This is a genomic window from Rhodococcus sp. BP-261 (assembly GCF_019835205.1).
Classification (GTDB): Bacteria; Actinomycetota; Actinomycetes; order Mycobacteriales; family Mycobacteriaceae; genus Rhodococcoides; species Rhodococcoides kyotonensis_B.
Genome location: NZ_JABUCO010000047.1, coordinates 1 through 10,381, shown reverse-complemented (window position 1 = coordinate 10,381; position 10,381 = coordinate 1). Strand labels below are relative to the sequence as shown.

At 56.6% G+C, this 10,381-nt stretch carries 8 protein-coding genes; all 8 read right to left on the bottom strand.

The features are described 5' to 3' along the window. Positions 1 to 443: 443 nt before the first annotated feature. On the bottom strand, positions 444 to 1,349 hold the full coding sequence (locus tag HQ354_RS25335; RefSeq protein WP_222635891.1) for a polysaccharide pyruvyl transferase family protein: 906 nt from the start codon (positions 1,347 to 1,349) through the stop codon (positions 444 to 446). Positions 1,350 to 1,386: 37 nt separating this feature from the next. Next, complete coding sequence (locus tag HQ354_RS25330) at positions 1,387 to 2,661, bottom strand: hypothetical protein (protein ID WP_222635892.1); 1,275 nt, start codon at positions 2,659 to 2,661, stop codon at positions 1,387 to 1,389. A 41-nt stretch (positions 2,662 to 2,702) separates the two neighbouring features. After that, positions 2,703 to 3,830 (bottom strand): O-antigen ligase, encoded by a 1,128-nt coding sequence (locus HQ354_RS25975; RefSeq protein WP_222635893.1) that lies wholly within the window; start codon positions 3,828 to 3,830, stop codon positions 2,703 to 2,705. 170 nt (positions 3,831 to 4,000) lie between these two features. Further along, positions 4,001 to 4,729, bottom strand: a complete 729-nt coding sequence (locus HQ354_RS25320; RefSeq protein WP_222635894.1) for a WecB/TagA/CpsF family glycosyltransferase — start codon at positions 4,727 to 4,729, stop codon at positions 4,001 to 4,003. Positions 4,730 to 4,739: 10 nt separating this feature from the next. Further along, positions 4,740 to 5,510, bottom strand: coding sequence for a hypothetical protein (locus tag HQ354_RS25315; RefSeq protein ID WP_222635895.1), 771 nt, complete (start codon positions 5,508 to 5,510; stop codon positions 4,740 to 4,742). Positions 5,511 to 5,922: 412 nt separating this feature from the next. Continuing rightward, positions 5,923 to 7,428 (bottom strand): sugar transferase, encoded by a 1,506-nt coding sequence (locus HQ354_RS25310; RefSeq protein ID WP_261769107.1) that lies wholly within the window; start codon positions 7,426 to 7,428, stop codon positions 5,923 to 5,925. A gap of 600 nt (positions 7,429 to 8,028) precedes the next feature. Continuing rightward, on the bottom strand, positions 8,029 to 9,348 hold the full coding sequence (locus HQ354_RS25305) for a UDP-glucose/GDP-mannose dehydrogenase family protein (RefSeq protein ID WP_222635897.1): 1,320 nt from the start codon (positions 9,346 to 9,348) through the stop codon (positions 8,029 to 8,031). A 230-nt stretch (positions 9,349 to 9,578) separates the two neighbouring features. After that, a partial coding sequence (locus HQ354_RS25300) for a DDE-type integrase/transposase/recombinase (protein WP_222635898.1) occupies positions 9,579 to 10,381 on the bottom strand: 803 nt, incomplete at its 5' end.

The window sequence follows — 10,381 nt, the reverse complement described above, 5'->3', positions numbered from 1 at the left end:
ACCACAACGCACGATCGGAGAAGCTCCGCAAGGCCACCACAGGAACCCGCCAACCACTACAGTGAAGACCGCTCACAGGTGATGAATTTCGCCGAGCACATCTGCTGAAGTTCGCTGAGCCTCGTCAGACCCGCAAGTACGTCATTCACGCTAGACAGGATCGCGACCGGCTGCCCAGATTCTTCCAACAGCGAAGTTGCATGATACAGCACAACCAGCAGGATCGACAGCCCTTTCCCCGCATTGACCCAGGCTATTTGTGGCTTCGTTATCGATTGGTCCGTCATAACGAAGCATCATGCCGCACCAAGACGACTGCGCAGAATCATTCATTTGAATAGATTAAGGTCAGGACAACGAAGGACATTAAGATTCAAACTACAGCGCGAGTCAGATAGTGACCGGCGTAACAAAAATCCTTACTCTTGGTCACACCAGCAGCTTCATGCAGACGCCAAATCGATGGCCGTTGCTACATCCGGAGCAAACTGCAGCGTTCCACCGTCTAAGTCCGAATACCAAAGCGAGGCGTAGCGTGACAATTTCTTGACAGCATTGTCAACCGCAACTACCCGCCGGCCGCATTGCAATCCCAGGATCATCGCATGAAGACGATCAGTGACTACTGTCTCACCCATAGCAATCTGCACCAAGCCGCGCTCAAGACGTCTCGATGCATGCCTTGAATAATTGAGACCGCGAATCGGCCAGGTCAATCCACTAACACCAGCACTAGCGGCAATTACCTGCCGGATTCTTCTGCCAAAATTTGGCTCTGTAAGCCAGTCATTCTGATCGCCACCAGGAACAATACCCGCCGACGATTCCTGATCAGTACGGACAAGGAGCGAGTACGGCCGAATCGCGGCGGGTACATTCAGTACACCTAGCATGTGTGCCGAGTCCGGAACGAGCTGCACTTTCCCAAGGCCGGAAAGTTTATCATAACTTGATTCATCACGGACGAGCACCGTGAGCGCCGGCTGAGCAGAAAATTTCTCAAGTATTTGATCCTCAATTACTCTAGATGTGAAATGAACCGACTGAGGTGCCTGTATAATTGAGCGGCCGGTAAACGCCTCAAACACTCGACTTCTAGAAGCGTCATGCGTAGGGTATAGGCCACCAAGGTTCCCTCCGCCGGTAATAATCGGAACAACATCCCGCTTTGCGATCCGCCTTAACAGCTTTGATGTGATTGCGCGCTCAGGAACGATGAATTTAGTGCGCTTCCCACGGGACCTTGCCCAGGTCAACTGCCCTAACCAGATCGCCGAATCCCCAACATTCGAGTAGTCCGGAAAGTCCAACCAAGCAATCTCCTCGATCCCTTCGGACGCGAAGTCCATCGCGGTTACATACTGCTCTTGAAGCCTCGGTATAAGCTCACCAATGCGCATAAATCACTCCGACAAGTAGTGCCATCAAAAACATCAGTCCAGATGTACCAATAAGCGCGACCGACGCGCGCGCATGAAGGTAACCGAAACGCCGAGCCGCGATCGTGCAAGCGGCTGAGAACACGAGGCCCTCAACAGCTCCGCTGAGAGCAACAGCGTAGATGTCCAAAAATCCCTCAGTCAACTCAACCGTGAAAATACGAATCACCGCACACACGGGTGCGGCGATAGCAACAACTGACGCCCTCTTACCGGCGATCAATACCGCCGCAAGCACCATGCCCAACCACCGAGTAACCTCAGCCCACGAACCCATCGCGAGCACACCAGCGCCATCGCGAAAAGCGGGAGAGAAAAACAAGTCGACAAACAAATGAGACGTTAAAGACAGAGCCATTGCAAAGAAAACTAAAACCGCTACAATTCGCAAAATTATCTTATCCGCCAACTCTCTGCCATCCGCTAAGGCCAACGCCTGTATTAGCTGAGTTTGCAGAATAGCAATGAACTGCGGCAAAAATACTGTCGCATATAGAAAGTACGGTTGGACAAGACCATTTGCAACAAATCCAAGACTGGCGGTTACGATGGCACGAGACCCTATGTCGGAGCCCATTTTGCTCAGCTGGAGAAGGACTCCAATTGAGCCTACTTTAAAATCAGTAAATACGGCCTGTCTGCGGAACCCCAATACGTGAAAGTTTCGATAAATGAAAGGCCCTACGTCCAAGACGAGCCACATAAGTGCGGGTAAAGCGAACCCCACGCCAAGGGCGATCACAGCGAGATCCAAATCATCTATGCGAGCTGCAAGTAGGGTTACAACGAGTGAGATCGTGGCACCCGAGATTGTCCACACAAGAAATCGACTAGATTCACCTCGTGCGCGCCACCACACGGTCGCAAAACTGTACAATGCAGACGAAGCGACCAATCCGGCAAGCCCCAGCGAGCCACCTACTAGAAAATTTATGCCCAAAATGTCGAGCAACCAAGTTCCGCCCAGAATAATGAAGATGACCGTCGCGGTCAAAGCAATTGCTACGACATAAAACAAGGTTGCGACAGACCGCGCGGTCTCGGGATTATCATTACGAAAGTTCTGGAAAATTGACCTAGCCGCCGTGGCCCACAGACCAAAAAACGCGATCACAGCCCCGAAGCCCGTGACCAAGGACACCTGGCCGACCAGACCCGACGCGTCGACGCCAAGGCCGGCTGCGATTACCTTAGTTTTCCACAGCCCCAATAGCAGTGACACCGCAAGACCGAGGTAAAACTGTACACCTATTATTCGATGACTCAATTAATTTCAGCCGTCGTCGATTCGAAGGAGTCTTGCGAACCCGATGGCCTGGGTCGGGCCACTACTGAGAGCAGTGCCATTACCGCAGCGAGAGGCAGTAGGTGTCCGCCGTCGAAGTCTTCAAGTATGCACCAAATAGCCACGAACGACAGTACACCGAACCCCAGGGCGTCTCGCCGCACTAGTGCAGAGCGCAGTCCAGCCGCCAGAAATAGTATAAACGCCGTCAGTCCGATTAGCCCACATCGAAAAATCAGACCCAAGTATGTGGAATGACTTGCAATACTTGCAGCTAAGTTCTCCTCCTGGGGTTTGACTCCAAACCCCAGTAATGGAATAGGTAGATCTTCGATATATGACAGGGTACGCGAATATATCTCGCCACGGCTCTGCGCCGATCCAGCACGCTCACCGTTCACCGATTCAATCCACAGGAGGATGGCTTGGTACCAGAGCGTGACCATGAGAACACCAGCGGTTACGCACGCCGTCCACAACCAAAGTCCAAACATGGGTTGACGATGGCGTACGTTTTCCACAATACAGATGGCAACCGCTCCAGCAACGGCGTACATAACTGATCGACTCAGAGACATGTCAATTGAATACAAAGCGGAAACAAAACCGGCTAGAGCGAGCAGCCTCCATTTAACACTCAGCTTGATTACGAAAATACAGGCAAACATTGCTGCTGCGGCTACAGCCCCGGCCCAAGTCGGGTTGGCCATTGTTCCTGCACTTCTGAAGGCAGCACCTCCTAACCAGTCGTAATAGTAAAGCTTGTTGTACGCGAATGCTGCGACACCGCTTGGCATCGACGAAGCGACGACCTGCAGCAGGGGGAACGGTAACCGAGCCGGGTAAATCAACTCCGCCGCAGCTGTGAGCACAGCTTGAAATATTGCTACGACCACCAGGAGTTTGGCTAGAACAACTTTCAGATCCGTTTTTTGCCGGGGTATATTAAGCAAAATCAGCATGCATAGCCATACGGAGATGTTTCCCAACAACCCCAAAATCCTGTTGGGATTAAAACCGAATTGAACGGAGCCTACTATAGACGAGAAAGCCAGAGCGCCAACGATAAAAAGAAGGCTTATATGTCGAATTTTTTCGCCACTCACGAACCGAACATTCAAAAGGCATACAACCAACAGAATAGGCCAGTACAGTCCGCCAAATCCTAGTAGCCAAATCAATGGGTAGCTGTAAAGCGTTCGACGGATTACGATCCACTGCTTGTCGCTACAGCTCAGGGCGGCCCGCTCCTGTAGCACGCTCAGCATCCTCGGGCTCACTGCGGTGAATCCTTGCGCAGTTGGGCTAAGGCGACGCTTGCAAAAGTTCCTACGCCAGTCAAATATCGATTGGTCAGTCGGCCGCGGCTGAGAATCATTCGGTGCATCCATTCGAGGCCCAATACTTGCAAAGCCCGCGGTGCTCGTGACTCGCGACCTGTCAGGAAACCGAACCAACCTCCAACAGTCAAAATCAAGCACTCCGGTAGCTCGCCTCGGTTACGGTCGACCCATATGGCCTCGTACGGCATTCCCAGCCCAACCAAGACCACGTCTGGACCGGCCGCCCTCAGATCGTCGCACACAATGGCATCAACCAGTTCATAGCCGTGACATGCGTAAACTGCCTGGACCGCACCTGTTTCTTCAAGTGCAGCGCCGGCTGCTTCTGCGAGCCCCGCTGGCCCCCCGATCAGAGCGACTCGCACACGACGTCCGATACGATGCGCGATCTCATTCAAAACTGGAATACCAATATCCGTCGTTGCGGCGCGCTCAATTCGACGCGCACCACCGATTTTGGCTAGCCATTCTACACTTTTCCCGTCGGCATAGACAATATCCCCGTTTCGCATTGCGGCCGAATAGTCAGAATTCTTGCGCACATTGAGACCGCCTATATGAAGGGCATACGCGACCACCATTCTTTGTTGGGTGCTGCTACATGCTATCTTCCTGACGACGCTATCGGCGCGAGCGTCCAACACACCGATTCCACCAACCATGACATTCTCGTCACTTATGCCCATATCTACCTCGATCTTCCAGCAGGTTCAGCATTCCCCCGACACGCATTTCCCAGGTCGGCACGTCACGAAGCGGTTTCGTCCCTTTACCGTTGACCCTGCTCGCGTCAGAGGAATGCAGCGTCGCTATGTCTTCGAAGTGATGAACCAGTTCCGGTGGAACCGTCAGGTGGGACGCGTACAGGGGTAGCCCCGTCGCAACTGCATTCCAAATTTTCGCGGGCATAAGCGTCTTAGACCGCGCAGACTCCCTATACGGGAGGATAATGCCATCCCATAAAGCGATCTGGCGAACAAGGTCCGGAAGCTCCATGGGCCCTAGAAAAGCTACTTCTGAGGAAAGCTTCCGTGTCGCCTCATCGTCCAACTCGCCGGCAATTCGCACCTCATAAGACATTGCTAGTTCGTTAATCTTCTCGACATCGATTTCGTCGTAGCGGACAGACCCGAAATAGCCAAGCACATCGCGCTCTATGCCTGCGCGATTGCCACTAGTCGCCGGAAACGTTCTGAACTCTTCATCCGCCGCTGGGTACACAACATGACACTCGGTCTTTTCAACCAAGTACCTGCCGGCTACAACCGCTGAATCAGTCGTAATCAGGGCCTGATTAGAACGAGCAAGCCGGCTTACCCATTTCTCAAATGAACTGAAATCCGCGGGAGGAAAAAATGACTTTGGAACTGCGGACCAATCGAGTACTGAATCGTAGATCAAAAAGTCTGGCGACAATCTTTCGATCGCGCGCCGTGTCGTCATCGACGGGAGGTACGCGACAACTAACAAATCGCCACTTCTTGACTGAGTTCTAGGTGAACTGAGATTAATAAGCTGTCTGACGAACTGGAACGGGCTCCAACTTATTATTTCGATGCCGTTAGGCACCTTATGCGACATACCCGGGCCCTGCTTTGTGCGCCTGATACGTTTCTTCGCTTTTGAAGCCAGCCAGTTGGCGACATGCTTGACACCCCTGGGGTGCGGTTCGACGAAGACAACTTTGTGCCCGGCTGAAGCCAGGGTAGTCGCGATTGCATGGTGCCGCTGCCACATGAAGTTCCATCGGACGGAGCTAAATACGATTACATTCATTCTTCTCAAGTCTATTCGGCCGCCCAACCAGACGGAACGCGCGGTGTTTTGAAATGGTTCGGCCCATTGGGCGCTGTATTTAGTAAGCCCCGTCGCTTCCCGCGACAGCCTTCACGGTCTTGGCGATGATAAGAATGTCCCCAACCATCGACCAGTTCTCCACGTACGAGAGATCAAGGCGCACAGTCTCTTCCCACGACAGGTCGCTTCGACCACTAACCTGCCAGAGACCAGTGATGCCCGGCTTGACCAGAAGACGGCGTCGAACATCTCCGTCGTAGGTCTCCACCTCGCGACGCAACGGCGGACGCGGGCCGACCACGCTCATCTCGCGGCGCAGCACGTTGAAGAACTGCGGCAGCTCGTCGATGCTGTACCGGCGCATGAACTTGCCGACCTTCGTGACCCGCGGATCCTCACGCATCTTGAACAGCACGCCGCCCTCGCTCTCGTTCTGAGCGAGCAGCTTGTCGACCTGCTTGTCCGCGTCCTGCACCATGCTGCGGAACTTGATCATCGGGAACGGCTTACCGTCGATGCCCATGCGCTCCGACTTGTAGAACACCGGACCACGGCTCGTCAGCTTCACAGCCGCAGCCACCACCAGCAGGATCGGAGAGATCAGAAGGAGAACCGTTGCCGCGAAGACGAAGTCGAAAGCCGTCTTGCTGAACCGCGTCGCACCGTTGTACTGCGGCTTCTCCACGTGAATCAGCGGGAAGCCGGCAACGGGACGCATGACCAGGCGCGGACCGGCCACGTCGACCACACCGGGCGCCACGACCAGATCGACGTTCTTCTTCTCGAGGTCCCACACCATCTTGCGAATGCCCTTGTGGCCCAGGTGCTCGGTCGCGGTCACAGCCACGGTATCGGCACCCGACGCCTCGATTGCCTCGGTCACGGTGTGTTCGTCGCCGAGGACAGGTATCTCGTAACCGTCGACGGTCACTGCATCATCGGCGCCGTGCACTTCGTAACGCGGCAGGCACATGCCGACCACGCTGTAACCGGCCGACGGAGAACGTTCGAACTGCTTGGCCATCGCCACAGCGGCCTTGCGACTACCGACGATGAGGACCGACGTCTGGTACTGGCCCTTCTTGCGCTGGCCCGCAACGCTCTTACGCCACACCCACCGAGTCAGCAGCAGGCCGAGCAAACCGATCGGCAGTGCGATAGCCAGATAGAGCCGCGCGATGTCGATCTTGAACAGAAGCGACAGAATGGCGATGACGCCGAACAAGCGGAACGTCGCCGACACGATGCGGCGGTACTCCTCCGCGCCGTTACCGATGACACGCGGCGAACGCGTACGGAAGATCGCGAGGAACGCGATCCACAAACCAGCCAGTGCGAGCGACACCCCCGTGTACGCGTAGAACGCCGTGGACTGACCTGCTTGCGCCTCGCCGAAACGAATGAGCTGAGCGAGCGCGACCGCGGTGACGACGACCAGAACGTCCGTGACCCTCAACCGGTCGACGTACTGGTGTTCCCACACGCGCCGAGACGTGAGACGACGAACGCGCCACGCCTGCCTTGCCGGAGATACCCCCTGCGGAGCCTGCTGCACCGATCCCAGTGTTGCCACCGACTCCCCCTCCTTACGATGCTCCGACAGCTTGTGGCCGACGGTCCGATGGGTTCTGAGCGAACCTTCTCCACTCACATCTGCACTGACGTGAAGAAAACCGGTCACTGTTGCCCGCTGTTCGAGCTTTCAAATTTTCGCACGCAGTCAGGTTTAGAACTCTGCCAAGTGGGTTACATCACAGGACGATCACGTAACCATTCCTGGTGTATCACACCCGCAGGTAGCCCTGCAGACACAATGAGAGTAATTCCCGACCAGACCAAGCATCGCTGCACGTCTCCGCAGCGTTACAGCCAGCATCGACTTTCGAGTAACTGCCGAATCATGCTGCGACACAGCGTTTCTGTGACATCGATTCACAATCACAACCCCGTTGTCGTGATTGTTAACAACGTAAAAACTTCTGACGACGAGCATTTCGGACGACGGCAGGCGCCATCCATCACGAAACAATCCTTTGAACCGATTGATGCTCGATCGACGATCATTCTGCCGGGTCGTGAGGACACTATCCAAACGGAGACGCAATTGGTTCGTTCAACTGAACGACATTAGTTTTCGCCGTCGGGCACGCTGGTTTTCTTCAGGTCACGGACGACCGAGCCCGCGGTACGTCCAGCCGGCGTCGCGCCATTGCTGCGGATCGAGGCAATTTCGGCCGTCGATCAGGACTTTCGCCCGGACCACGCCGTCGAGATCGGCAGGCGTCAAAGCCTTGAACTCTTTCCACTCCGTCAGGACGAGCACGACGTCGGCACCCTCACAGGCGTCGAGCGCCGAGCTGCTGTAGCCGAGCGTCGGGAAGAGCGCACGAGAGTTGTCCATGGCCTTCGGGTCGTACACGTTGACCGCTGCGCCCTGAAGCTGGATCTGGCCGGCGACATTCAAGGCCGGCGAATCGCGGACGTCGTCGGAATCGGGCTTGAAAGCGGCACCGAGCACGGCGACGCGAGCGCCGAGGAGCGATCCGCAGGCTTCACGCGCCAACTCGACCATGCGGGTGCGTCGTCGCATGTTGATGTTGTCGACCTCGCGGAGGAACGTCAGCGCCTGGTCGGCACCGAGCTCACCGGCGCGAGCCATGAACGCGCGGATGTCCTTGGGGAGGCAGCCACCGCCGAAGCCGATGCCTGCATTGAGGAACTTGCGGCCGATGCGCTCGTCGTGACCGATGGCGTCGGCCAGTATCTTGACGTCCGCTCCAGACGCTTCGCAGACCTCGGCGATGGCGTTGATGAACGAAATCTTCGTGGCCAGAAATGCATTGGCCGACGCCTTGACCAGCTCCGCCGTCGCGAGATCGGTGACGAGGAACGGGATCTGCTCGTCGAGCAGCTGCGCATAGACCTCACGAGCCAGAGCCTCTGCGCGGCCGGGACGGTCACGGTCGACGCCGAGCACCAGACGATCGGGGTGCAGCGTGTCCTTGACGGCAAAGCCTTCGCGGAGGAACTCGGGGTTCCACGCCACCTCGACGTCGTCACCCGCGGGCGAGAGCTCACGAGCCCGCGCACCCAGGCGAGACGCGGTGCCGACGGGAACCGTCGACTTACCGAAGATCACGGCAGGCTTGGTCAGCAGCGGAGCGAGGGTTTCGACGACGGAGTCGACGTACACCATGTCGGCGGCGTACTCGCCCTTCTTCTGGGGCGTGCCCACACCGAGGAAGTGGACGTCGGCGAACTTCGCGGCTTCCTCGTACGACGACGTGAAGCGCAGCCGGCCCGCGGCAATGTTGCGCTGGAGCACCTCTTCGAGACCGGGCTCGTAGAAGGGGACCTCACCGGCTTCGAGCTTGGCGAGCTTGGCGGGATCGACGTCGACACCCAGAACCTCGTGCCCCAGCTCGGCCATGCACGCCGCATGGGTTGCACCGAGATAGCCCGTGCCGAAAACCGTGATCCGCATGATCTGTGTGTCCCCCGGATTGCAAGTGAACTAACCAGGGAGATAGTAAGGCCACCCACCGACAACCGCCTCATCGGACGACTTGCGTTCATTCGAACGAAATACCAAGTTACTCCCCGGTTTACGTGGGAGGGCGGCTGCGCCACCCGTGCGCGGATGGTTGGTCCCTGCTGCATGTGCTGTCTACATAGATGTGAGACACGATGTCTACATAGATGTGAGAGTCGATTCTAGGCGGCGGGGGCGTGGAGTTGTCCTTGGTATCGCTTGTCGCGGTCGAGGTGTAGGTGTCCTAGAACATCGCCGGTGATGTGGAAGACGGTGACGTGGTCGCCGTTGCGCAGCACTGTGACTTTCAAGCCTGCGTGGGCTCGCCCGACCGAGACCGATGAGTGGCCGACACTGATGACACCGGAATCGGAGACGCTGTGGTGTCCGATGGTGGCATCGAGCTGACGCGGTAGATGTTCGGGTCCTCCGAGCGTCGCCGCGTTGGCCCATGCCTGCGCTGGAGGCATGTTCACCGCACTGTGGCGACGTTCGGTGTTGTAGAACTTCTGGTAGCGGTCGCACGCTTTTTGCAGGGCGGAGTGGGTGGCGGGGCGGCGTGGTTGATGGTCGAGCCATTGCTTGAAGGTGCGGTGGTGTCGCTCGACTTTGCCGTTGGTTTGCGGGTGATACGGACTCGAGTGGATCAGCCGTGCACCGGATTCGGTGACGAAGCGGGTGAACTGCGACTGCGCCCCCTTGGTGCGTTTGGCTGTGAAAGCGGTTCCGTTGTCGGACAACACCATTGCCGGGGTTCCGTAGTCGTCGAATGCTGTGTTGATTGCGGCGACAGCAGCCTTGGCTGTCTCGGCGTCGGCGACGAGTGTGGCGACCAGGGTGCGGGTGCAGTCGTCGAGGACTTCGAAGACCGTTGCTTTCGGGCCTCCTGCGAGAACCACTTCTGTGGCATCGATTTGGTAGCAGTCGCGCGGTTGTGCGTACTGAAATCGTGTGTAGGACGATTTGGGTCGCTTTTTGGGGTTCG